We start from the raw sequence: 22,784 nt of genomic DNA, 5'->3' as shown, positions 1-22,784 counted from the left end.
TTACCGTATGCGTCGCATTTCAGTGTTGGGGGCCCTGCGCCTCGGAATGATGTGTCTGCTGGGGCTGGCCTCTGCCGAAACGGCTTGGGCTCAGCTACCGCCCAAAGTGCAGACGCCCACCAACACCAAGGCCCGCAGCCTGCTCGAAAAGGCGCAGCAGCAAACCAAGGAGCGGGATTTTATCAAGGCCGTTGAGACGCTGAATCAGCTCAACCAGAAGTTTCCCTCCTTCGGTGAAGCCTTCCTGCTGAAGGGCTCGTTGATGAAAGCCATGGGCGACAACCGCGGCGCGCTGGCCGCCTACCGCGACGGCCTGGCCAAAGTCCCCGTCGAGGCCGTCCATGCCTCTGAATACCAACTGTTGGGCGACCTCGCCCTAAGCTACGGCGAATACCAGACCGCCCTCGAAGCTTACCAAAAGCTGATGAAGGTGGCTCCCAAAGCCCAGAAAAACCTGGCCAAATCGCAGCGGCAGCTCCTCACCTGCGAGTTTGCCATTGATGCCATGAAGCACCCGGTGGGCGAAGCGCCGATGCCGCTGCCCGCTCCGCTGAATAGCTTCAAGTTCCAATACTTTCCGGCCCTCACCGCTGATAACCGGTTCTTGCTTTTCACGGGCCGGCCGGCGGCCAGCAGCGGCGAAGACTTGTACGTGAGCCGCCAGAACAAAGACGGCTCGATGGGCGAGCCCGTGCCCATTTCGCCGGCCATCAATTCCAGCTACAACGAAGGCGCGGGCTCGATTTCGGGTGATGGCAAAACGCTGGTTTTTGCCTCCTGCGACCGGCCCAAGGCCATTGGCAACTGCGACTTGTACATCTCGCGCCGCACCGGCAACAACTGGAGCGCGCCCGTCAACCTGGGCCTCAACGTGAACTCCACGGAGTGGGACTCGCAGCCCTCGCTCTCGGCCGACGGCCGCACGCTGTACTTCACTTCGACCCGGCGCGGTGGTCAGGGTCAGGAAGACATTTACGTAACTACCCTGCAGCCCGATGGCAACTGGAGCCCCGCCCAAAACGTGGGCACGCCAGTGAACACCGCCGGCAAGGACATGGCCCCGTTTATTCACGCCAGCGGCACCACGCTCTACTACGTCACCGATGGTCTGGTGGGCATGGGTGGGCTCGACGTATTTCGCTGCGAAAAGCAGCCGGCCGGCACCTGGAGTGAGCCCCGCAACCTGGGCTACCCGTTGAACACCTTCGAAAACGAAGCCTCGCTATTCATCACTTCCGATAACCAAAAGGGCTTTTGCTCGCGCAGCCGCGCTTCGGAGGAGCCACCAGGGGGCTACCGGCTATCGCGCGAGCGGCCGGTGGAGCTATTTGGGTTTGCGGTACCGCCGCCCGTGAAGGCCCGCGAAACCAGCACGTACACCCAGGGCCGCGTGTTCGACGCCAACACCAAAAAGCCGCTCAAGGCTGATGTGAAGCTCTACGACCTGGATACTGATGTGCTTACTCAGTTCGTAACATCTGACCCCGAATACGGTGATTACACGGTAGTGCTCAACGAAGGCCACCACTATGCTATGTACGCGGCGGCCGATAAGTACCTGCTCAAAAGCCTCAGCTTCGACTACTCCAGTCAGCACAACTTCAATCCCACGGCGCTGGATATCTACCTGGAGCCCGTGCGCTCCGGCCGTAGCGTGGTGCTGAATAACCTGTTTTTCGACACCAATAAGTACGACTTGAAGCCGCAGTCGCGCACCGAGCTCAACCGCCTGATTGAGTTCCTGCGGCAGTACCGCGACGTGCAGATTGAAGTATCTGGCTATACCGACAATGTGGGGGCACCCGATGCCAACTTGCAGCTCTCGCAGCGCCGTGCCCAGGCCGTGGTCGAATACCTGTCCGGTCACGGTATTTCGGTTACCCGGTTGCGCTCCAAAGGCTACGGCGAAGGCCACCCACTGGCCGCCAATGATTCCGAAGCCCACCGCCAGCTCAACCGCCGCATCGAACTGCACATTCTGTAGTAGCTGAGCTGCCCCATTTTTGGCAGTTCAGCCATAATAACGAACGGGCTGCTGGCTTTTTAGCCAGTAGCCCGTTTTTGTTATAGGACAGTAGCCGACTTCATCGGGTTTGCCTTTGGCGATTAACTGGCTGAAAACCGGGTAGGTTTTCCAGTCTAATAACATAAAGAGGGCTGTTTGAATCAGGCTTGAGGGCGCAAAAAGGTTCTGTTAGGCTCTATGCGGTATTGGCGGTATCGCGAATCTGGCGTTGCAACTGCATCGACCAGGCATTTCAGGTACCTAAACCAGCAGTTAAAATGAAGGTTCAAAAACCCCTTTTTACTTAAAGTAAGGCTTTAGGTGAAGCAAAATATAATTGGATTCGGCAGGAAAAATATATGGTTCGCCTACTGGCTGGCTTTTTTTTTGCCTAAGCAGACAATTTTTTTAACGAAATCAAATAGCTATTAATCAGGTATCTATCAAACAATGCAAAAACCTTGAAATTAAAAAAGTGCCAGAAAAAATATTTTTCGTTCAAATTAATTATTTGTCTATGTTTGATGAGCCCAATTGCACTCCAGCAGGGCGCTTGACTTATCTCATCACCATAACCCCCACATCCCATGAAAAATTTGTTCTTGGCTACTTGCTTTGCTGCGGGTGTTACTGTTGCTCCGGTGGCCGTGGCCGGCCCCGGCGACGGCGCTTACTCGCACGCCATGATGGCGCGGGCCACCACGCTCACCCGGGCACTGGCGCAACACGTGCATTTCAACGAGGCCCAGTACCTCGCCGTGCGGCAACTGCACCTGAATATGCTCACCGAGCGGCGCGACCTGGAAATCATCCTCAACGGTGCCAGTGCCGAAGAGCGTGATACCCAACTTGCCCAGGCGCAGCAGCGCTACGAAACAGAGCTGGCTAGCATCTTGCAGCCCCAGCAGCTGATTGCCTATCAGAACCTCCGCACCAACTTTACCGCGCACCGCCTGAAATAGGGGAGGGCAACCTTTCCGGCCGGACACGAAAAAGCCCGCTCCATAGAGCGGGCTTTTTGTTTTTTAGCCTGATTGAGTTCGAGACTAACGGGCGTTGATGGCCGTGTAGTCGCGCTCCAGTTCGCCGGTATAAATCTGGCGCGGGCGGCCGATGGGCTCCTTGTTCTCGCGCATCTCTTTCCACTGAGCAATCCAGCCGGGGAGGCGGCCCAGGGCAAACATCACTGTGAACATCTCGGTGGGGATGCCCAGGGCTTTGTAAATGATGCCCGAGTAGAAGTCCACGTTCGGGTACAGCTTGCGCTCGATGAAATACTGGTCGGTGAGGGCGGCCTGCTCCAGCTCCTGCGCGATTTTCAGCAGGGGGCTGTCCTGCATGCCGAGGGCTTGCAGCACCTCGTCGGCAGCCTTTTTAATGATTTTGGCGCGCGGGTCAAAGTTCTTGTATACGCGGTGGCCGAAGCCCATGAGGCGGAACGAGTCGTTCTTGTCCTTGGCTTTGGCGATGAACTTGCTGGTGTCGCCGCCATCGGCTTCAATGGCTTCCAGCATTTCAATCACCTCCTGGTTGGCGCCGCCGTGCAGGGGACCCCACAGGGCGTTGATACCAGCCGAAACTGAGCCGTAGAGGCTGGCGTTGGCCGAGCCTACGAGGCGCACGGTGCTGGTGGAGCAGTTCTGCTCGTGGTCGGCGTGCAGGATGAGGAGCTTGTTGAGGGCGCTAACTACTACGGGGTTGATTTCATACTTCTCGGTGGGGAAGCTGAACATCATGTAGAGGAAGTTGGCGCAATAGTCCATGTCGTTGCGCGGGTAGTTCAACGGATGGCCCATGTTGTTCTTATAGGTCCAGGCCGCGATGGTCGGCATCTTCGCCAGCAGGCGAATGATGTTGAGCTCCATTTCCTCGGGGCTGAGGTCGGGCGACACGCTCTGCGGATAGAAGCCGGTGAGCGCGCAGATGAGCGACGACAGGATGGCCATGGGGTGCGTCGCCGACGGGAAGCCGTCGAAAATCTTGCGCATGTCCTCGTGTACCAGCGTGTGCTTGGTAATCTGGCCGCTGAAGTTGTCGAGCTCGGCCTGAGTGGGCAACGCGCCGTAAATCAGCAGGTAAGCTACTTCCAGGAAGCTCGACTTTTCGGCCAGCTGCTCAATGGGATAGCCACGGTAGCGCAGGATGCCTTCTTCACCGTCGAGGAAGGTGATGGCGCTTTTGGTGGCGCCGGTGTTTTTATAACCCGAATCGAGGGTGACGTAGCCGGTCTGGTCGCGCAGTTTACCGATGTCAAATGCCTTTTCGTGTTCGGTGCCTTCGATTACGGGCAAGGTGATGGACTTGCCGTCGAGGATGAGTTCAGCAGTTTCTGCCATGGGCGGGAGGGGTGTGAGGGAAATAGAGTGCGAAACTAAGCCATAGGCCGTAAGCCGGGAAATTTTAACCAGACTTTAACCCGGAGTATTACAATCCTGGGGGCACTAAGTTTTGTAAAAACGGCTTAAAAAGCCGGAATACGCCGTTTGGCAACGTTTGCGTCGATTTAGCCTGCAAGTTCACAATGGAGTATGAAGAACGGATTATTTCCCGATGCAGAACTGGGTGAAAATGCTGGTGAGCAAATCTTCGGAAGAAATTTCGCCGGTGATTTCTCCCAGCGCCGCCAGGGCGTGGCGGAGGTCGGCGGCCAAAAGCTCGGTGCCAAAGCCGGTATCGAGGCCGGTTTGCACGGCGGCGAGGTGGGCGGCGGCGGTTTCGAGGGCGCGGGCATGACGCACGTTGGTCACAATGGTAGCGGAGGCGTTGTTTTCGAGCGTGGAGCCGCGTACCTGCTTTACCAAGGCCGTTTGCAACGCTTCAATGCCTTGATTCTGTCCGGCAGCCAGCAGTATCAGCGGTATTTCAGCGTTTTTGCCCGCGAGGCTGTCCTGAAACTCAGTTTCAAAAGCGGCAATAGATTCAGCGGAAGCCAGGTCAGTCTTATTGCCCACCGCCAGCACGGGCAGCTTTAGCCCAGCGGTCAGCACCTGGATTTCGGCGCTTACTTCTGTCGGCGTCATTTCTGTTAAATCAAACAAATAGAGCAGCAACGACGCCTTGCGCACCCGCTCCCGGGTACGGGCCACGCCAATGGCTTCCACTTCATCGGCCGTGTCCTCACGCAGACCGGCGGTGTCAACGAAGCGGAAGCGCAGGCCGTCGATGCTCACCTCGTCCTCAATAAAGTCGCGGGTGGTGCCGGGAATGGCCGACACAATGGCGCGCTCTTCGCGCAGCAGGGCGTTGAGTAGCGTGGATTTGCCGGCGTTGGGCCGACCGGCAATGACGGTGGTGATACCATTTTTGATGACATTGCCCAGCTCGAAGGAGCGGAGCAGGCCCAGCACTACGCCGCGCACTTCGGCCAGCAGCGCGGCCAGGCCGGTGCGGTCGGCAAACTCCACGTCTTCTTCGCCGAAATCCAGTTCCAGCTCCAGTAGCGCGGCAAACTTAATGAGGCGGGCGCGCAGTTCGCGTAGCTCCTGCGAAAAGCCACCGCGCAGCTGGTTTAGCGCTATTTTATGGCTGAGGGCGGAATCGGCGGCAATGAGGTCGGCCACGGCTTCGGCCTGGGCCAGGTCCATGGCTCCGCTGATGAAAGCGCGCTTGGTGAACTCACCGGCTTCGGCCAGGCGCGCGCCGTGGCGCAGGAGTAGGGCCAGCACCTGGCGCACCACGTAGTCGGAGCCGTGGCAGCTGATTTCGACCACGTCTTCGCGGGTAAATGACTTTGGGGCGCGGAAGAGGCCGACCACGACTTCGTCGAGTATTTCGCCGCCGTTGGGGTCGCGCAGGGTGCCGTAGTGCAGGGTGTTGCCGGCCGCTTCGGCGAAGCTCTTTTTGGAGAACACGGCAGCCGTGATGGCCACGGCGGACGGTCCGGAAAGGCGGATGACGGCCAGCGCGCCCGCGCCCGGCGGCGTCGACAAGGCGACGATGGTGTCGGAGAAAATTGTCTGGACCACGGTTTTTTCGGATTCGCCGGATTAATCGGATTTTGTAGTTGCCGGGCTCGTCGTAAGCCTACGCAGTTACAAACAGATTGCGGCTTACTTCGGCTGAAATGAGGGCGGTGCGCTCACGGTTTATTCTGAGCTCAAATGAATTATCGAAGGCTACCTTATCCAGTACTTCAATCATGGCTCCGAGCTGTAGGCCCACTTTGTCGAGGTATTGCAAGAAGGGTGCAGAGGTGTTTTTGACGGCCGCCAGGGTGCCAGATTCGCCCGTGCAGAGGTCGGCGAGCAGGCGGTGGGCGGGGCGGCGGATGGCCCCGTCCTCGGCCGGAATGGGGTCGCCGTGGGGGTCGAGGGCGGGGTGGCCCAGGAAGGCATCGAGGCGGCGCATGAGCAGCGGCGACTGTACGTGCTCCAGCTCCTCGGCCACTTCGTGCACCTCATCCCAGTTGAAGCCGAGCTGCTGCACCAGAAAAACCTCCCACAGCCGGTGCTTGCGGATGGTGAGCAGGGCCAGCCGCTGGCCTTCGGCCGTGAGCTGCACGCCACGGTATTTCTCGTAGTTCAGCAGGCCCTTTTCGGCCAGGCGGCGCAGCATGTCCGTGACGGAAGCGGCGCGGGTGTCCAGCGCCGCCGCGATGCGGTTGGTGCTCACGCCCGCCGTGTCCGGCTCGGCTTCGGCCAGCTTGAAAATGGCTTTGAGGTAATTTTCCTCGGTGTGGCTGGGCAGTTTGGCGGATGGTATTGTAGACGGGGAGTCGCTCATGCTGACAGGGCCGGAACAGGAGGGCCAGTGCAAAGCTGCATGTAAAAATGCGTGCTTCACACCGGCCCAAACTGCTCAACCTAAAAATTAGCTACTTAAAATTTCAACAGCGCCGAAGCCCAGGTGAAGCCCGAGCCAAAGGCAGCCAGGCACACGAGGTCGCCGCGCTTGATTTTGCCTTCCTGCACGGCTTCGCTGAAGGCCAGCGGTACCGAGGCGGCGGTGGTGTTGCCGTAGCGCTGGATGTTGCTGAACACCTTGTCATCGCCGAGGCCCATTTTCTGCTGCACGTACTGGGTGATGCGCAGGTTGGCCTGGTGCGGGATGAGCATGTCGATGTCCGAGGCCTGCAGACCATTTTGGTCGAGCGCCTCCTTGATGACCTGCGGAAAGCGCACCACGGCGTGCTTGAACACGTTCTGGCCGTTCATGTAGGGGTAGAGCTCGGCTTTGTTGGCCATGATGTATTCCACGCGGTTATCGCGGTTCGAGCTGGGCTCTTTCACGATGAGCTCCTCGGCGTGCTCGCCCTGGGCGTGGAGGTGCGTGCTGAGGATGGCGTGCTCATCCGACGTGCTGGGGCGGAGCACCATGGCACCCGCGCCATCGCCGAAAATAACGGATACGCCACGGCCTTCGGGCGTTTTATCGAGGCCGGAGGAGTGGATTTCGGAGCCCACCACCAGCACCGTGTCGTACATGCCGGTGCGGATAAACTGGTCGGCCACCGAAAGGGCATAGATGAAGCCCGAGCACTGGTTGCGCACATCGAGGGCCGGGCAATTGTTGGTCATGCCCAACTCGCGCTGCATGAGTACGCCGGAGCCGGGGAAAAAGTAGTCGGGCGAGAGCGTGGCAAACACAATCATCTGCACGTCGTTGGCCTCCACGCCGGCCATGTCCAAGGCTTTGCGGGCGGCGTTGGCGCCCATGTTGGCGGTGGTGTCGGTGCCTTCCTCGAACCAGCGCCGCTCCTGAATGCCGGTGCGCTCCTGAATCCAGGCATCGGAGGTGTTCATCATCGGCTCCAGCTCGGCGTTTTTAACCACGCGAGAGGGAACGTAGTGGCCGACCCCGGCGATGAATGAGTGACGTAAAGTTGCCATGGATGGTGGGAGAAAAAAAGTGGACTAGGGAGTGAGAACCGCCGCGAGGGCCGGAATAAAATCAGTGAAGTAACTACGTGCTACGGGCAAATTGGGGCGCAAAGGTGGCAGGTTAAATCACAGTATCCAGCAAATGCCACAATTTTTTGCCTTCGCCGGCCCAGAGTACGTCGGTGGGGATACCATTAGGATAGAAGAAGTGGCTTTGCAGCCGGGCTACCAAAGCAGATGCATCAACTGGCTGTCCGAAGCCAACCGACAGGCCCGCACCGTGGGCATCCAGCAGCTCCTGCCACAGCGGATTAGGCGAGGCCAGCACCGGCAGCCCGTGCGCCAGATACTCAAACAGCTTGGTGGGCCGGCAGCGCTCCGAGCTGGGGTGCGGCCGGTAGGCCAGCAAGCCCAGGTGGCTGCGGTTGATTTCAGCCACGATTTCATCGTGGGGTACCGGTTCAAACCCGCCAATGAGCGTGAGCCAATCGGCGTGCGCCGTGGCCTTTTGCTTTAACTGCCGCAACAGCTCCGGCTGCTGGCAGAAGCCGATGATGGTGAGCCGCGCCCCGCCGGGCCACGCGACGCGGAACTGCTCGGCCAGGGCAATGGCTTCCCACACGCCGTTGAGCTCGGAAATGGTGCCGGAATACAGCAGGCGAAGCGGCTCGGTGGGGGGCGGCATCTGTATCGGTTGCTGGCGTAGCGTTTCGCCTGAATGGGGCTGGTACTTGTTTTCGAGCACCACCGCACGGCCCGGCGGCAACTCATTCAGGAATGGCAGCTCGGCCGCGTAGCTGGCTTCGGCCAGGACAACGCCCGCCGCCCGCCGCGCCGCCCGCGCCTCCACCCAGCGCAGCCCGGCCGCCAGCCAGTGCCGCGTGAGGCCCTGGTACACGCGCTGCGTCGAAACATTCAGCGCGTAGTTTTCACGGATGTCGTAGATAAACTTACGGCCCCGGCCCAGCGCCTGCCACAGCAGCGTGAGCGGCAGCAGCTCTGGGGCGTGTACGATAACGACGGCGGGTTTTAATACCCGCAGCAAGCGCCAGTAGTGCCCCTGCGCGGCCAGCCGGTTCAGGCTCAGGCGCGAACCCCGGAAGATGCCGTGCTGAAAAATGCCGCGTGCATCTGAAGTAGCCAAAGGCGCTGCCGCATCCCGGCCCGCTACGTGAACCTGCACCTGCGGCCGTTCTATAAGCGTTTCGGCAAACTTGCCCCGCATGCGGGTATCGTCCACGGGCTTCAGCACCGAGGCCAGCAAAACCACAAATTGAGAAGAACCGAAGCCAAGCACACTCCAAAGATGGTAGTTTTGCGGCTTCCAAGCCGCTTCCGCCATTGCCGACGGCTTTTCCCATTCATCTTTTTCGCCTCGTCCGATGTCCGACCTGCAAACCCAAATCGAAGCCGCCTGGGCCGACCGCGCCCTGCTCCAAACCCCCGAAACCAAAGCCGCCATCGAGCACGTCATCGAAGAGCTCGACAAAGGCCGCCTGCGCGTGGCCACCCCGCCCGCCGAAGACGGCGGCGAGTGGACCATCAACGAATGGGTGAAAAAGGCCGTGATTCTCTACTTCCCCATCCGCCAGATGAGCACGCAGGAAGTGGGCCCCTTCGAATACCATGACAAAATGCTGCTCAAAACCGACTATGCCGGCCAGCTGGTGCGCGTGGTGCCGCCCGCCGTGGCCCGTTACGGTGCGTTTTTGGCCCCCGGTGTCATTCTCATGCCCAGCTACACCAACATCGGTGCCTACGTGGGCGAGGGCACGATGGTGGACACCTGGGCCACTGTGGGCAGCTGCGCCCAGGTGGGCAAAGGCGTGCACCTGAGCGGCGGCGTGGGCCTCGGCGGCGTTCTCGAGCCAGTACAGGCCGCCCCCGTCATCATCGAAGACGGCGCTTTCATTGGCTCGCGCAGCATCCTCGTGGAAGGCTGCCGCATCGGCAAGGAGGCCGTGATTGGTGCGGGCGTCACCATCACCGGCAGCACCAAAATCATCGACGTAACCGGCTCTGAGCCCAAAGAGTACCGCGGCTACGTGCCGCCGCGCTCGGTGGTCATTCCCGGCTCTATTCCGAAGCAGTTCCCGGCCGGCGAGTACCAGGTGCCCTGCGCCCTCATCATCGGCCAGCGCAAGCCCAGTACCGATTTGAAAACGTCGCTCAACGATGCGCTGCGGGACTTTGGAGTGAGCGTATAATTGGATTCGGGATGATATTCAGGATTGGGTATTGGCGGTTGCTGGCGACTCTATTGCTTCTAAATTTAGTAGCGATAGTTCTGACAGCAGGACCAGTATTGTATTCCGAGCCTCATCATCGTTTCGCCTATGCTGAATTCTCCGGCGGAATTGGCTATATGAATTTCGCGTTTTGGTTATTTTTAGCATTTGAGGGGCCGCTATTGTTTATCTATGTCGATAGGGCTGCGGGTGTGGTGAAATACCAACGCTTATTTCGCAGCTTCACGGAAGTTGTATTGAGATATGACCGTGTGGACGGTAGGTTTATTATTCGCAGCATAGGTCGCAACCGAACCGCTAGAGTCTGGGCATTATTTTATAATGGCCAAGAGAAGTTCTATGTAAACTTTGGCACTGGCTGGACTGATGCAAAGTTTGAAGCCGTGAATGATATGCTTAATCGTAATGCATGGTAATAAAAAAGCCCGCTAGTTAGCGGGCTTTTTTATTACAACAAAGCGGATAAATTACACGCCCGCTTTCAGCTTCTCGCCAAACAGCGCCTTCACTTTATCTACCTTGGGCCGGGCCACAAACTGGCAATAAGGCTCGTGGCCGTGCAGGTTGAAGTAGTTCTGGTGGTAGTCCTCGGCGGGGTAGAATGCGGGGGCGGGCAGAATCTCCGTCACCACCGGGTTGGGGAAAGCGTGGTTGTCGTTGAGCTTCTTTTTATACTCCTCGGCCAGCTGCTTCTGCTCCTCGTTGTGGTAATAGATGCCCGAGCGGTACTGCGTACCCACGTCGTTGCCCTGGCGGTTGAGGGTGGTCGGGTCGTGGGTTTTCCAGAAGATTTCGAGCAGCTCCTTGTAGCTGATAACGGCCGGGTCGAAGGTGATGTCGATAACCTCGTTGTGGCCCGTGAGGCCACTGCACACTTCCTTATAAGTCGGGTTGGCGATGCGGCCCCCGGCGTAGCCGGACACCACTTTCTCCACGCCCTTCAGGTTCTGAAATACGGCCTCGACGCACCAGAAGCAGCCGGCGCCAAATGTTGCTTTTTGCATGGGTAGGAAATTGATTCGTTGTGTTTGATAACAACGCGGTAGACGTGGCGCAGGTTATTTCCTTACAGCTATGACCTGCTACTAATTGGTGGCCGGCGCACGGGCGTGCAAGGCACTTCCTGCAAACCAAAAAGCCGTTCGCATGGGCGTGCGAACGGCTTTCTTTCCATCGATAGCTTCTACTTCCGAAACCGCGCGGCCACCACCAGCTCCTTCGAGCCCGCCGTGTGCTGGTAGAAGCCCTCGCCCGACTTCACGCCCAGGCGGCCGGCCATCACCATGTTCACCAGCAGCGGGCAGGGGGCGTATTTGGGGTTGCCCAGGCCCTCATGCAGCACCCGCAAAATGGCCAGGCACACATCCAGCCCAATGAAATCGGCCAGCTGGAGCGGGCCCATCGGGTGGGCCATGCCCAGCTTCATCACCGTGTCAATCTCCTCCACGCCCGCCACGCCCTCAAACAGCGTGATGATGGCCTCGTTAATCATCGGCATCAGAATGCGGTTGGCCACGAAACCGGGGTAGTCGTTTACCTCCGTCGGCGTTTTGCCCAGCTGGCGCGAGAGGTCCATTACCTGCTGCGTCACCGCATCCGAAGTGGCGTAGCCCCGAATCACCTCCACCAGCTTCATCACCGGCACGGGGTTCATGAAGTGCATGCCAATCACCTGCTGGGGCCGCTTGGTCACGGCCGCAATTTTGGTGATGGAAATCGACGACGTATTAGAAGCCAGAATGGCATCGGCGGGCGCGTACTGGTCGAGGTCGCGGAAAATTTGCAGCTTGAGGTCCACGTTTTCGGTGGCGGCTTCCACCACCAGGCCCACACCCGCCACGCCATCGGCAATGGAGGTAAACGTCTTCAATCGGCCCAGGGTGGCCGTCTTATCGTCTTCGCTCAGGGTGGCTTTGGCCACCTGGCGGTCCAGGTTTTTGGTGATGGTGCCCAGGGCGCGGTCCAGGGCCGGCTGGTTGATGTCGATGAGAGAAACCGAAAAACCGTGCTGCGCAAATACGTGGGCAATGCCATTGCCCATGGTGCCGGAGCCAATAACGGCGACGTTCATAAGTATCGGAAAAAGAGTGGGTGGGATAAGAACAGCAGCCCAGCGGGCCGCCGCCACAAAGCTACGGTAGCATTAGTAACCGGCGTTTTTGTTTGCGATTAATGAAATATTTTTTCAATTAATATATCCTTTTAATAAACACCCCGTACAAAGCCCCAGAGACACTTCTCTAACATTTTTTCACCTCCCCTTCATTCTTCTTAATACCTCCAAGCCATGGGCAACCTTCTGTATATCATCGCCGTCATTCTGGTCATCATCTGGGCTGTTAGCTTCTTCGGTGGCTACTTCACCGGCGGCATCATTCACGTCCTGCTGGTTATTGCCATCATCGCCATCCTGCTGCGTGTTATTAGTGGCCGAAGCGCTGTCTAACGCACCCCCAAGGGTTAATTTAAAAACACAAAAAAGCCGCGCTGGTATATCCAGCGCGGCTTTTTTGTGTTTGTTTGGTTTTGCTATTTTCCAATGTTGAATAGCAAGCTGAAGCGCAGATTGAATCCGGGATAGAGCGAGAAAACGGAATTGCCAAAATTATACAGCCCCAATACATCAACGGCCACGTTCTCGCCCAAATACGAGCGGTAGCCAATGCCCGCCAGCGGTGAGCTCACGGTGCGGTTGATTTTTACCAGGTAATTGTCGCGGTCGTAGCCAGCTAGCTGCGCATTGGTAACCTCGTATTCGCCGTGAATAAAGAATTCCTTGTACACGATGTACTGCGCAAAAACCTTAAACCCCAGGCTGCTGCTCGAAAGGCTGTTGGCCCCGGCGGCCGTCAGGGTACCACTGGGGGTGGGGTAAGGGAAGCCGTAGGTACGGTAAAAGTTGTCGGGCGAAAGCGAGTAGTTGTTGTAGGCATATGAAATGCCTGGCCCCACGGCAAACTTATCGGTGATGCGGTAGCCCAGCGCGGGTGCCAGGCTGACGTTGAAATTACTGATGCCATCCACCGAAGTGTAGCCCAAGCCCAGGTTGGTGTACAGAAACTTCTTCGTCGGCGGCTTGTCTTCGGCACCGCCGGCTTTGGTATTCTTGCGGTTGGGGAAATCAAGGCCCGAAGGCGCGTCGGGGGTCGACTGCACCGGGGCGTTGTACGTTGGCTCGGGCGCGGGTTCCGGGGTGGTGGCGGGGGCCGGCGTGGGCTCCACGGGCCGGGGCTGGGCGGGCTGTGGCGCAGGCGGGGCCGTGTTCAGCACAGGCTTGTCCTGGGCCTGGGCCCGGAAGGTGGGCAGCCCAGCCGCCGCAACCAACAGCAGCACCGGAAGCAAATGACGTTTCATGCGAAGGGAGTAAAGGGACGTAAGAAGGGTAAATGTACCTGGCCAGATAACGAAAGCGGCCGGAAAATTATTCATTTTCCGGCCGCCATTCGTCGATTGCTTAGGCTATTTGGTACATTTTCTGGCGCTGGGCCTTCAGCGTTTCATCGGCCAGGTATTCTTCGTAATTCATGCGCCGGTCGATGATGCCATCGGGCGTGAGCTCGATGATGCGGTTGGCCACCGTGTCGATGAACTGCAAGTCGTGCGAGGCAAAGATGAGCGAGCCGGTAAATTCCTTCAAACCATTGTTCAGGGCCTGAATGCTTTCCAGGTCCAGGTGGTTCGTCGGGTCATCCAGCACCAGCACGTTGCCGCTTTCCAGCATCATTTTCGAGAGCATGCAGCGCACTTTCTCGCCGCCGCTCAGCACGTTGGGCTTTTTCTGCGACTCTTCGCCCGAAAACAGCATCCGGCCCAGCCAGCCGCGCACAAAGCTCTCGTCTTTGTCTGTCGAATACTGCCGCAGCCAGTCCACCAGGTTCATGTTGTCGGCCTGGAAGAAGGCACTGTTTTCCTTCGGGAAATAGCTGGGCGTGATGGTGGTGCCCCACTTATACTCCCCTTTGTCGGCCTTGGCTTCACCAAAAATGATGTCGAACAGGAGGGAAGCCGCTCGGTCGTCGCGGCCCACGATGGCCACTTTATCGCCTTTGTCAAGCGTGAAGGTCACGTTTTTCAGCACCGACTGGCCATCCACGGTCTTGCTCACGCCTTCCACGGCCAGCAACTGGTTGCCGGCTTCGCGCTCGGGCTTGAAGGCGATGTAGGGGTAGCGGCGCGAGGAAGGCTTGATTTCCTCCAGCGTTAGCTTTTGCAGCAGCTTCTGGCGGCTGGTGGCCTGCTTCGATTTCGAGGCGTTGGCCGAGAAGCGGCGCACAAACTCTTCGAGCTCTTTGCGCTTGTCCTCCGTTTTCTTGTTCACGTCCTGGCGCTGGCGCAGGGCCAGCTGGCTGCTCTCGTACCAGAACGAGTAGTTGCCGGGGTACATTGTGATTTTCGAAAAGTCCAGGTCGGCCATGTAGTTACACACGGCGTCGAGGAAGTGGCGGTCGTGGCTCACCACAATCACCGTATTCTCGAAGTTGTCGAGGAAGTTCTCCAGCCAGAGCACGCTCTCGGCGTCGAGGTTGTTGGTTGGTTCATCAAGCAGCAGCACGTCCGGGTTGCCAAACAGGGCCTGGGCGAGCAGCACACGCACTTTTTCGCTGGCGCCGAGGTCGGCCATCAGCGAATAGTGCTTGTCTTCGGTGATGCCCAGGCCGGAGAGCAGCTCGGCGGCCTGGTAGTCGGCGTCCCAGCCGTTCATATCGGCAAACTCGCCTTCGAGCACACCCAGGCGCTCGCCGTCGGCATCGGTGGCGGTGCCCGCGTCGTACTTGGCGTAGAGGGCGTCCTTTTCCTTCATCACCTCCGCCAGGCGCTGGTGGCCCTGAATCACGGTTTGCAGCACGGGCTGGTCGTCGTAGGCAAACTGGTTCTGCTTGAGCACGGCCAGACGCTGGCCGGCCGGCATTTCCACCGAGCCAGTGTTGGGCTCAATTTCGCCCGAAAGGATTTTCAGGAAAGTCGACTTGCCCGCGCCATTGGCCCCAATAAGGCCATATACGTTGCCTGGCAGGAATTTAACGGTAACATCTTCAAACAGCACGCGCTTCCCGTAGCGCAGGCTCACATTGGAGGTGGAAATCATTCAGTCAGAAAATAGTAGCTCACAAAAACCGCGCATTTGGCACGCGGCAGCCCGGCAAAATTACGCAACAGGACCCCCGTTGGAATCGTTGCGAAAAAAGTAGTTGACAAGCCTGACGAAAATAACTAACTAGCAGGGCAATTAGTGCCCGGGGGCACCCACGGCGTGGCCCCGCCCCCGAGCCTTTTGGATACAACCCTCGGCCACCGGGGCAAGTATAGCTAAGCATAGCAGTAGTTGCCGGCAAGCCGGCCTATTCTTCACTTTTTACCTCTTACGGGCATGGCAGACAATCAATTGACTTCCGAAAGCAACGGCTTCCGCATGGGCGCAATTACGGCCGCCGTGTTGGTAGCCTACACCGGTATTGCCGCGCTGGCCGGCTTTCTGGGTAAAATAGAAGCTGGTACGCTCGATATCTTCATTCTGGCGGCGGGCGTGGTGCTTTCCATTCGCCGGCTCAAGCAAGCAAAGGGGCGGCACATGTCTTACTTCCAGGGGTTTAGCACCGGCATCATCACGGCCCTGTCAGCCTCGGTGTTGCTGGGCGCATTCTTCTGGTTGCTGGGCGGAATTAGCCAGGCGGCGGTGCGGCAAATTCAGGCCCGGGACTTGTTCGGTGCCGACCTTGGAGTGCTCATTGGCGGCTTGGGCATCATCCTACTGGGCACCATGACCGGGGTGGTTACGTCGCTCATTGCCATGCAATACTTTAAAGTCTCTGAACATCAGGCTATAGCCGGTATCGAGTAGCTGGCTGTAGATGCTTTGCGAGTAAATATTCCACGAAAAAAGGGCCCTTTCAAGGGCCTTTTTTGGGGCCATGCAGTATTGTGTTTTTTAGATTTTATAAGAAAAATTAGACAAAACAGAAACTAAATAATAACTTGCAGGCGTTTAGGAGAAAATCAGCACTTGTTTGCTGACAAAAAGATGTCTTTTATGTCCAAGTATTCTCTCATAATCGTTTTCGCACTGGCTTCTTTCTCAGCCCGTGCACAGATGGCTGATAGGCTTTCCGAACACCCAGCAGTAAAGAGCGGCATAACGCGGAAATCGTCCGCTGAGGAAGCCGCCGTAGCCGAAACCCGGGAGATGACCAAACGCCTCCAACTCAATGAGGGGCAGTTTTTGAAGCTGTTGCCCCTGAATCGTACCAAGCTTGCTGGCCTGCACAGCATCGACCAGCAATACAAAACCGACGAGGCCACCCGTGCCGCCAAGGCCGCCGAGCTGGAAGCGCAGTTTGAGCAGGAATGCAGCCGCATTCTCACGCCGTCGCAGCTCAGCCAGCTCCAGCAGCAAAACGGCCAGCCCAACAGCACCCCGGTCAATACCGGCAACGGACTCGGCTAATAACTTCTCCATCAAAACGAAAAGGCCCGCCATTCATTTGGCGGGCCTTTTTTATTTTGATGAGAGCGGGTCGGTCAGCACTTCGGTGACGGTGCCCAGCGGGCCAAAGCGCAGGCTGATGCAGGGCGCGCCCGAACGGGCGTGGCCCGCGTTGCATTGGGAGCCGGGCTCCAGGTAGTAGTAGTAGACTTTTTCGGTGCCGGCCCGCAGCTCTTCTTCATCGGGGGGGCCGAGCAGGGCATTCACGTCGTCGGCCCGGGCCTCGTAGAGCTGCTCTTTGGCCTGGGTGAGGGCAGGCACAGCCGCACGGCGCTGGTTTTTGCAGGCATAGGGGTCGGCGCGCCACGCAGCGGCATCAAAACCAGGCACCCGGGGCAGGGCGTGCCCACAGCCAAGTAAGAGGACGCTGCCAAACGTAACGGCGGTCAGTTGCTTAAAAAAAGAAGAAAAAAAAGCGGCTGACATCAGAAAAAGCGGAAATAAACGTTTGGGAGAGGTAGTGACTTAGCGAAACTAAGCACTATTTTTGGCTTGGCGGTGTATAGGGGCTTGTATAAAAATTATTCAAATCTCATATAGCTTTAATTATTTGATGACTAGAAAGTTTTTTTCCACTATTGCGCTATTGGGCTTTTTTGCCGCTGCCAACCCCGTGGCGGCCCAGAGCCAAAAAGCAGCCGTAGGGGCGCTGCCGGGACCTGCCCGGCGGGCCTACTACCAGGTGGCGTTTATGCAGCAAGCCGTGGCAATGTATGCCAAAATGGGCCTGGGGGCATCCGGACTATCATTGCCGGTGTTTCAGGAAGGCTTGGTGGGCTATTACAACCTGCGCTCAACGGGTAACTATGCCACCACGCCACCGGTACTCACGCTAATTGACTTTAGCCAATCCAGCCAGCAAAAGCGGCTGTGGGTAATCAACGTAGAAAAATGCAAAGTGCTGTTTCATACGCTGGTGGCGCACGGCAAAGCGAGCGGGGAAGACCGGCCGCTGGCTTTTTCGAATAAGGACGGTTCGGAGATGAGCAGCTTGGGATTTTATCGCACGGCCCCAACCACTTACATGGGCAAACACGGTCTGTCGCTGAAAATCGCGGGCATGGACCCGGGCTTCAATTCCAATGCCGAAAGCCGGGCGGTGGTGGTGCACGGAGCCGAGTACGTGTGCGAAGATTTTGTGAAAGCCCACGGCCGCCTGGGGCGCAGCCAGGGCTGCCCGGCCCTGCCGGTAGCCGAGACGGCGGCCATTGTGAAAACCATTCGGGGGGGCAGCGTGATATACCTGCACGGCCCGGCGGGGGCGGGCTACCGCTCGCAGTGGCTGAACGTGGACACGGCGGCTTCGGCGTTTGCCAGCCAGCGCGGGGGCTCGGGCCGAATGCAATAAAAGCAGGCACCGGGAATAACCAGAACGAAAAGGGTGCGTTTAAAGCGCATCGGGCGCAGCCCGTAGCAGTGAGCTATGGCTGCGCCCGTTTCTTTTTCACCCTTTTTCTTCCCCTGTCATGCGCTTAAATCTCCGCTTCATCATTGCCATCATCGTGGCGGCGGTGTCACTATTCGGTTACTTTTTCCATACCTCCAAAAATGAGGTAACCGGCGAAACCCAACACGTTAACATGAGCGCCGACCAGGAAATTGCCCTAGGCGTGCAGGCCGCCCCCGAAATGGCGGCTCAGTACGGTGGCGAGAGCCCCGATGCCCGCGCCACGGCCGCCGTGCAGGCGGTGGGACAGAAAATCATCAGCAGCACGAAAGCCGGCCAGACGCCCTACAAGTTCCAGTTCCACCTGCTGGCCGACGACCAGACCATTAACGCCTTTGCGTTGCCCGGCGGGCAGGTATTCATCACCCAAGGTTTGCTGAAAAACCTGACCTCGGAAGGGCAGCTGGCCGGTGTGCTGGCCCACGAAATCGGCCACGTGGTGGGCCGCCACTCGGCGGCTCAGGTGGCCAAGTCGAACCTGACGCAGGGCCTGGCGGGGGCTGCTACCATTGCCTCCTATGACCCCAACAGCCCCGGCAGCTCGGTGGCCAAGGCGGCCGTAGCCGCCGCCATTGCGAAGGTTATTACCCTGCGCTTTGGGCGCAACGACGAGTTGGAGGCCGACAAGCTGGCCGTGGATTTCACGCCCCAGGCCGGCTACGACCCCCGCTCGATGATAAAAGTGATGGAAATGCTGCAAAGCCAGGAAGGCCGCAGCAGCACGCCCGAATTCCTGAGCACGCACCCCGACCCGGGCAACCGGATTGGCGAACTGCAAAAGGAAATTGCAGCCGAATACCCGCAGGGTGTACCGGCCGGGCTGAAGCAATAAGGACCACGGATTCGCTCGGATTTTTCGGATTTCACGGATTTTGTGGACGATTAACCGAAGCTAAAAAAGGCCACTCATTCGAGTGGCCTTTTTTTGTCAGTCAACGAAAGTTGTGCATTTCGCGACGTCCACAAAATCCGTGAAATCCGAAAAATCCGAGCGAATCCGTGGTCAGAAGTTAGGCGGTGTCAGGTTTTTAAAGTGGCCATTGAGCCGCACCCGGTCCTTGAGGCGTTCGGTTTCGAGGACGACGGGCAGGATGGTGTCGAGGTGTTCGCGCACCATTTCCTGGCGTTCCTGCTCGCTGGTGGTGGCCAAGAGCTGGTATTCCTGCTCGGTGCTGAAGCCGATGTGATGGGCCACATCGAAAATGCAGTAATCGGCAGGCAGCTCCAGCAGGAGCTTGCGCAAGCCGAGGGCTTCGTAGAGCTGGCGGACTTGTTTGGTGATGATTTCACGCAGCACCGGGTCGGGCTCGTCGTCCTGCACCACGTCTTCGACGAGGCCGCCGGCGTAGAGCTTGCCGGGGGCCTGGCGGTAGAATTTGTTGATGCGAAACACGCCCACGGCCTTGGTGCGAATGTCGAGCTCGCCGCTGGCGTAGGTTTGCTCCACGCTCACCAAGCGCATTTCGGTGCCCAGCTCGCTCAGGGAATTATCGAGGTAGGGCGGAATGCCGAAGGTGGTATTCTGCTCGATGCACTCGCGCACCAGCTGCCGGTAGCGGGGCTCGAAGATGTGCAGGTTCAGTTTTTCGCCCGGAAAAACGACCAGATTTAAGGGGAACAGCGGAATCAGGCGGGCCATGGGCAGCGAAACGAAAGAGGACGGTAACTACCAACCCAACAACGGGAGCGGGCGGTTGGGTTTTGGGCGGCCGAATGGAACCCGTAGCAGACGAAGCCGCGGCAAGGTAGGTGCGAAAGCCGAAACCCCGCCGGGCGCGCTATTTTTGTGCCCCATGCCTTCTGCCAAGCTGATTCCCGACGTTTCCATACTGCTCAAAAGAACAGGACGCTTGTTGCTGCAAGTAGCGGCCGCGCTGTTTCTGGCTTCCATTGCCTGGGTGCTGATTTACCGCTGGGTGGCCCCGCCCGCCACCTGGCTGATGCTGGACCGCCGCGCCCACGCGCCCGTGGGCCTGGGCTACTACGGCATTCAGGAAGAGCCCCGGCACATTCGCTACCGCTTTCGCACCCTCGACGAAGTTGCGCCCAGTGTGCCGCTGGCGCTGGTGGCCGCCGAAGACCAGCGCTTCCTCATCCACCACGGCTTCGACCTGGATGCGCTCACCAAAGCGGCCAAACGCAACTGGAATGGCGACGGCAAGCACATTGTGGGCGGCAGCACCATTTCGCAGCAGGTGGCCAAAAACGTGTTTTTGTGGCAGGGCCGCAGCTATGTGCGCAAAGCGGCCGAGGCGTATTTCACGGTGTTGATTGAGACGCTGTGGAGCAAGCGCCGCATTATGGAAATGTATCTGAGCGTGGCCGAGATGGGCGATTGCACCTTTGGCGTGGAGGCCGCCAGCCAGCGCTATTTCGGCAAGCCGGCCAGCCAGGTGAGCCCGGCCGAGGCGGCGCTGCTAGCCGGCGTGCTGCCCAATCCGCTCCGTTTCCGGGCCTCAAATCCCGGGCCGGTGGCGCGGGCCAAGCAGCTGCGGGTGCTCCGGCTGATGCGCAACCTGGGCGGGACGCGCTACGTGGCCGAGATGCTGAAGTAGAGACGCGACCCATCGCGTCTCGGCGGTCGCGCCGTTTGGGGGCGTTCCAATTAATCGTTCAACGCCGAGACGCGATGGGTCGCGTCTCTACAATCGTTCAAATTATGCAGCAGATGTTGTACCTAATATGCCTGTGCTGCCTGAGCCTCGTCGGCTGCACCACCGCGCGCCCTACCGCCACCACCGACCCAGCAGCGGCCCGCCAGGCCATTGTGCGGGTGCTCACCACCCAAACGGCCGCCTGGAACCGGGGCGACATCCCCGGCTTTATGGAGGGGTATTGGAAATCCGATTCGCTGGTCTTCATCGGCCGGAAGGGGCCGACGTATGGCTGGCAGCCTACGCTGGCCAACTACCAGAAAAATTATCCCGATGCGGCCGCTATGGGCCAGCTCGATTTCAGCGGTTTGCGCGTGACGCTGGTGGCGCCCACGGCGGCGCAGGTGGTGGGGCATTGGCACCTGGCGCGGCCGGCTGCACTCGGCGACTTGCAAGGGTATTTCCTGCTGGTGCTGCGGCAGATGGATGGGAAGTGGGTGGTGGTGGCCGACCACACGAACTAGCGCTGGGGCTGCACAGAAACCGAGCCGAACTATTTAATTGAATAAAGTCTGAATTTTATATAATTATTCTTTTCTTTGAGGCAGTGGTGCTTATTGCCCACGGCTTTTTCTGTAGAGAATAATGGTGAGCAAACAGTGTTGCCAAAGCCTTAGCCCGGCAAAAAGGCGGTTGAAATGGGTGAGCGGGGGGAATTGGCTGTTGCTGGCGGGCTTGCTAGGCCTGGGCCTGCGGGCCAGCGCCCAGAACCAAACACCGCTGGCTGCCCAGCCGCTCGATTCGCTGGCGGAGCTGCGGGGCACGGTGCTGGATTCGGTGGGCGGGCGTCCGGTGAGCGGGGCAACGGTGGTAGTGAAAGAGAAAAACGTAGGAGTGGCCACCGATGCCAACGGGCACTTCAGCCTATTGCTGCGCAAGGGCAGCTATACGCTGACGATGAGCTACCTGGGCTATGCCTCGCGCACGTACAAAACCGGGGAAGAGGATTTTGCGGGCCAGGAGCTGTTATTCCCTACCTATTACCTGCTGTCGGGCGACAAAAAAGTGGAAGTGGTAGCGGGCAATGTGGGCAGCGCGGGACCGAAAGACCGGAACACGACCTACACGAAGGTGCAGGTGTTCTTCGCCACCGACCGCCGGCCGGGCAAGCCGGTGGGGCCGGTAAGCACGTTTACGGGGGCGCGGGGGGCGGCCGTGCGCTACGGAACGGCCGAGGTAACCATTCCGGGCATTCACCAGATGGGCGAAGTGGAGCGGCCGCGATTCGGGCGGGAAAACCCGTATGCGGACGTGGTGCTGCAACGCACCCAGTTGCTGGCCAAAGACGCTTTTTTTGCGCAACTGCGCGCACAGGTAATCAGCAGCGCTAAGCCGGCGGCGTTTGTGTTCGTGCACGGCTACAACGTGGCGTTTGACGAGGCGGCCCGGCGCACGGCCCAGATGCACTACGACCTGCGCTTTCCGGGGGTGCCCACGTTTTTTAGCTGGCCTTCCCAGGCCGAGCTGGTGCCTTATGTGGTAGACGAGCAGAACGCCGAATGGGCGCAGGACGATTTTAAAGCCTTTCTGGTTGATTTTCTGACGCGCACCAACGCGCAGCAAGTGTACATCATCGCGCACAGCATGGGCAACCGGCCGGTGGCGCGCGCCATGCGCGACGTGCTAGTGGAGCACCCCGAGCTGGCCGCCAAGGTGCAGGAGCTGATTCTGGCCGCGCCCGACATCGATGCCGACGTGTTCAACCGGAACATTGCCCCCGTGCTGGAGAAGAGCCGCATTCACACCACGCTCTACGCGTCGAGCCAGGACCGGGCGCTGCAAGCCTCGCGGCAGATACACGGCCACTACCCCCGGCTGGGCCTGGTGGAAACCACGGGGCCGTACCTGATGCGCGGCATGGAAACCATTGTGGCCTCAGATGCCGACCCCAGCGCCCTGGGGCTGAATTTTGGCCTGGGACATTCATATTTCGCCGATGTTCCGCTGGTGCTCACGGACCTGGGGGGCCTGCTGGTGGGCCGGAAGCGCCCGGACCAGCGCCCCTCGCTGACCAGGGTGAACCAGGGCGGGCAATATTACTGGAACCTGAAGCCGGCCAGGTAACGGTTCAATCGCCTCAAACGCCAAGCAACCCGCGAGTGGATTCGCCGCTGAAGCAGGGGCGGCGG

23 protein-coding genes are annotated in these 22,784 nt (G+C 58.9%); 12 read left to right on the top strand and 11 right to left on the bottom strand.

All coding sequences use genetic code 11. The features are described 5' to 3' along the window. Positions 1 to 7 precede the first annotated feature (7 nt). Both ACYVM5_RS18590 and ACYVM5_RS18585 read left to right on the top strand, forming a co-directional pair. Positions 8 to 1,984 carry an OmpA family protein gene (locus ACYVM5_RS18590; RefSeq protein ID WP_460619591.1) on the top strand — a complete coding sequence of 659 codons (1,977 nt, stop codon included), beginning with the start codon at positions 8 to 10 and terminating at the stop codon, positions 1,982 to 1,984. Between the two features lie 608 nt (positions 1,985 to 2,592). Continuing rightward, complete coding sequence (locus ACYVM5_RS18585; RefSeq protein ID WP_460619590.1) at positions 2,593 to 2,967, top strand: hypothetical protein; 375 nt, start codon at positions 2,593 to 2,595, stop codon at positions 2,965 to 2,967. Between the two features lie 84 nt (positions 2,968 to 3,051). Here ACYVM5_RS18585 and ACYVM5_RS18580 read toward each other — a convergent pair whose 3' ends face one another. From ACYVM5_RS18580 to ACYVM5_RS18560, 5 genes are all read right to left on the bottom strand, one after another. Then, a complete protein-coding gene (locus ACYVM5_RS18580) occupies positions 3,052 to 4,341 on the bottom strand; it encodes a citrate synthase (protein WP_198068253.1) in 1,290 nt (429 codons plus the stop codon). Positions 4,342 to 4,545: 204 nt separating this feature from the next. After that, the gene (gene mnmE, locus ACYVM5_RS18575; RefSeq protein WP_460619589.1) at positions 4,546 to 5,970 is read right to left on the bottom strand and encodes a tRNA modification GTPase; all 1,425 of its coding nucleotides are present in this window, start codon (positions 5,968 to 5,970) and stop codon (positions 4,546 to 4,548) included. A gap of 58 nt (positions 5,971 to 6,028) precedes the next feature. Continuing rightward, on the bottom strand, positions 6,029 to 6,727 hold the full coding sequence (locus ACYVM5_RS18570) for a metal-dependent transcriptional regulator (RefSeq protein ID WP_460619588.1): 699 nt from the start codon (positions 6,725 to 6,727) through the stop codon (positions 6,029 to 6,031). A gap of 95 nt (positions 6,728 to 6,822) precedes the next feature. Continuing rightward, positions 6,823 to 7,833 carry a 3-oxoacyl-ACP synthase III family protein gene (locus ACYVM5_RS18565; protein ID WP_460619587.1) on the bottom strand — a complete coding sequence of 337 codons (1,011 nt, stop codon included), beginning with the start codon at positions 7,831 to 7,833 and terminating at the stop codon, positions 6,823 to 6,825. A gap of 112 nt (positions 7,834 to 7,945) precedes the next feature. Beyond that, positions 7,946 to 9,094 carry a glycosyltransferase gene (locus ACYVM5_RS18560; protein ID WP_460619586.1) on the bottom strand — a complete coding sequence of 383 codons (1,149 nt, stop codon included), beginning with the start codon at positions 9,092 to 9,094 and terminating at the stop codon, positions 7,946 to 7,948. A 112-nt stretch (positions 9,095 to 9,206) separates the two neighbouring features. On the opposite strand from ACYVM5_RS18560, the gene ACYVM5_RS18555 reads away from it, so the two are divergent. Beyond that, entirely contained in the window at positions 9,207 to 10,031 is an 825-nt protein-coding gene (locus ACYVM5_RS18555; RefSeq protein ID WP_460619585.1) for a 2,3,4,5-tetrahydropyridine-2,6-dicarboxylate N-succinyltransferase, read from the top strand. 11 nt (positions 10,032 to 10,042) lie between these two features. After that, positions 10,043 to 10,489, top strand: coding sequence for a hypothetical protein (locus ACYVM5_RS18550; protein ID WP_460619584.1), 447 nt, complete (start codon positions 10,043 to 10,045; stop codon positions 10,487 to 10,489). A 51-nt stretch (positions 10,490 to 10,540) separates the two neighbouring features. On the opposite strand, the gene msrA is transcribed toward ACYVM5_RS18550, so the two are convergent. Continuing rightward, on the bottom strand, positions 10,541 to 11,077 hold the full coding sequence (msrA, locus tag ACYVM5_RS18545) for a peptide-methionine (S)-S-oxide reductase (protein WP_460619583.1): 537 nt from the start codon (positions 11,075 to 11,077) through the stop codon (positions 10,541 to 10,543). 179 nt (positions 11,078 to 11,256) lie between these two features. Further along, positions 11,257 to 12,144: a 3-hydroxybutyryl-CoA dehydrogenase gene (locus tag ACYVM5_RS18540; RefSeq protein WP_460619582.1), complete on the bottom strand. Its 888-nt coding sequence runs from the start codon at positions 12,142 to 12,144 to the stop codon at positions 11,257 to 11,259. A gap of 216 nt (positions 12,145 to 12,360) precedes the next feature. Here ACYVM5_RS18540 and ACYVM5_RS18535 point away from each other — a divergent pair, with 216 nt between their 5' ends. Continuing rightward, positions 12,361 to 12,519 carry a lmo0937 family membrane protein gene (locus ACYVM5_RS18535; RefSeq protein WP_198068261.1) on the top strand — a complete coding sequence of 53 codons (159 nt, stop codon included), beginning with the start codon at positions 12,361 to 12,363 and terminating at the stop codon, positions 12,517 to 12,519. A gap of 83 nt (positions 12,520 to 12,602) precedes the next feature. On the opposite strand, the gene ACYVM5_RS18530 is transcribed toward ACYVM5_RS18535, so the two are convergent. Next, entirely contained in the window at positions 12,603 to 13,427 is an 825-nt protein-coding gene (locus ACYVM5_RS18530) for a hypothetical protein (protein ID WP_460619581.1), read from the bottom strand. 100 nt (positions 13,428 to 13,527) lie between these two features. Continuing rightward, the gene (locus ACYVM5_RS18525) at positions 13,528 to 15,159 is read right to left on the bottom strand and encodes an ABC-F family ATP-binding cassette domain-containing protein (protein ID WP_460619580.1); all 1,632 of its coding nucleotides are present in this window, start codon (positions 15,157 to 15,159) and stop codon (positions 13,528 to 13,530) included. 282 nt (positions 15,160 to 15,441) lie between these two features. On the opposite strand from ACYVM5_RS18525, the gene ACYVM5_RS18520 reads away from it, so the two are divergent. Together ACYVM5_RS18520 and ACYVM5_RS18515 are read left to right on the top strand one after the other, a co-directional pair. Further along, positions 15,442 to 15,912: a hypothetical protein gene (locus tag ACYVM5_RS18520; RefSeq protein WP_460619579.1), complete on the top strand. Its 471-nt coding sequence runs from the start codon at positions 15,442 to 15,444 to the stop codon at positions 15,910 to 15,912. 342 nt (positions 15,913 to 16,254) lie between these two features. Further along, complete coding sequence (locus ACYVM5_RS18515; RefSeq protein ID WP_460619578.1) at positions 16,255 to 16,515, top strand: hypothetical protein; 261 nt, start codon at positions 16,255 to 16,257, stop codon at positions 16,513 to 16,515. A gap of 51 nt (positions 16,516 to 16,566) precedes the next feature. Here ACYVM5_RS18515 and ACYVM5_RS18510 read toward each other — a convergent pair whose 3' ends face one another. Continuing rightward, entirely contained in the window at positions 16,567 to 16,980 is a 414-nt protein-coding gene (locus ACYVM5_RS18510) for a hypothetical protein (RefSeq protein ID WP_460619577.1), read from the bottom strand. Between the two features lie 127 nt (positions 16,981 to 17,107). Between ACYVM5_RS18510 and ACYVM5_RS18505 the strand changes: the two genes are divergently transcribed. Together ACYVM5_RS18505 and ACYVM5_RS18500 are read left to right on the top strand one after the other, a co-directional pair. Then, entirely contained in the window at positions 17,108 to 17,902 is a 795-nt protein-coding gene (locus tag ACYVM5_RS18505; protein ID WP_460619576.1) for a murein L,D-transpeptidase catalytic domain family protein, read from the top strand. A 118-nt stretch (positions 17,903 to 18,020) separates the two neighbouring features. Continuing rightward, positions 18,021 to 18,833: a M48 family metalloprotease gene (locus ACYVM5_RS18500; RefSeq protein ID WP_460619575.1), complete on the top strand. Its 813-nt coding sequence runs from the start codon at positions 18,021 to 18,023 to the stop codon at positions 18,831 to 18,833. Positions 18,834 to 19,004: 171 nt separating this feature from the next. On the opposite strand, the gene ACYVM5_RS18495 is transcribed toward ACYVM5_RS18500, so the two are convergent. After that, positions 19,005 to 19,640, bottom strand: coding sequence for an LON peptidase substrate-binding domain-containing protein (locus ACYVM5_RS18495; protein ID WP_460619574.1), 636 nt, complete (start codon positions 19,638 to 19,640; stop codon positions 19,005 to 19,007). A gap of 154 nt (positions 19,641 to 19,794) precedes the next feature. Between ACYVM5_RS18495 and mtgA the strand changes: the two genes are divergently transcribed. The 3 genes from mtgA to ACYVM5_RS18480 all read left to right on the top strand — a co-directional run bounded on the left by mtgA (position 19,795) and on the right by ACYVM5_RS18480 (position 22,719). Beyond that, the gene (gene mtgA / locus ACYVM5_RS18490) at positions 19,795 to 20,556 is read left to right on the top strand and encodes a biosynthetic peptidoglycan transglycosylase (protein ID WP_460619573.1); all 762 of its coding nucleotides are present in this window, start codon (positions 19,795 to 19,797) and stop codon (positions 20,554 to 20,556) included. Between the two features lie 104 nt (positions 20,557 to 20,660). Next, entirely contained in the window at positions 20,661 to 21,119 is a 459-nt protein-coding gene (locus ACYVM5_RS18485; RefSeq protein ID WP_460619572.1) for a YybH family protein, read from the top strand. A gap of 178 nt (positions 21,120 to 21,297) precedes the next feature. Beyond that, entirely contained in the window at positions 21,298 to 22,719 is a 1,422-nt protein-coding gene (locus ACYVM5_RS18480; RefSeq protein WP_460620200.1) for an alpha/beta hydrolase, read from the top strand. The last annotated feature ends 65 nt before the right edge of the window (positions 22,720 to 22,784 follow it).

Source organism: Hymenobacter ruber (genome assembly GCF_054783255.1).
Note: the sequence above shows the minus strand (reverse complement) of the source record. Positions and strands in the feature narration are given on the sequence as shown.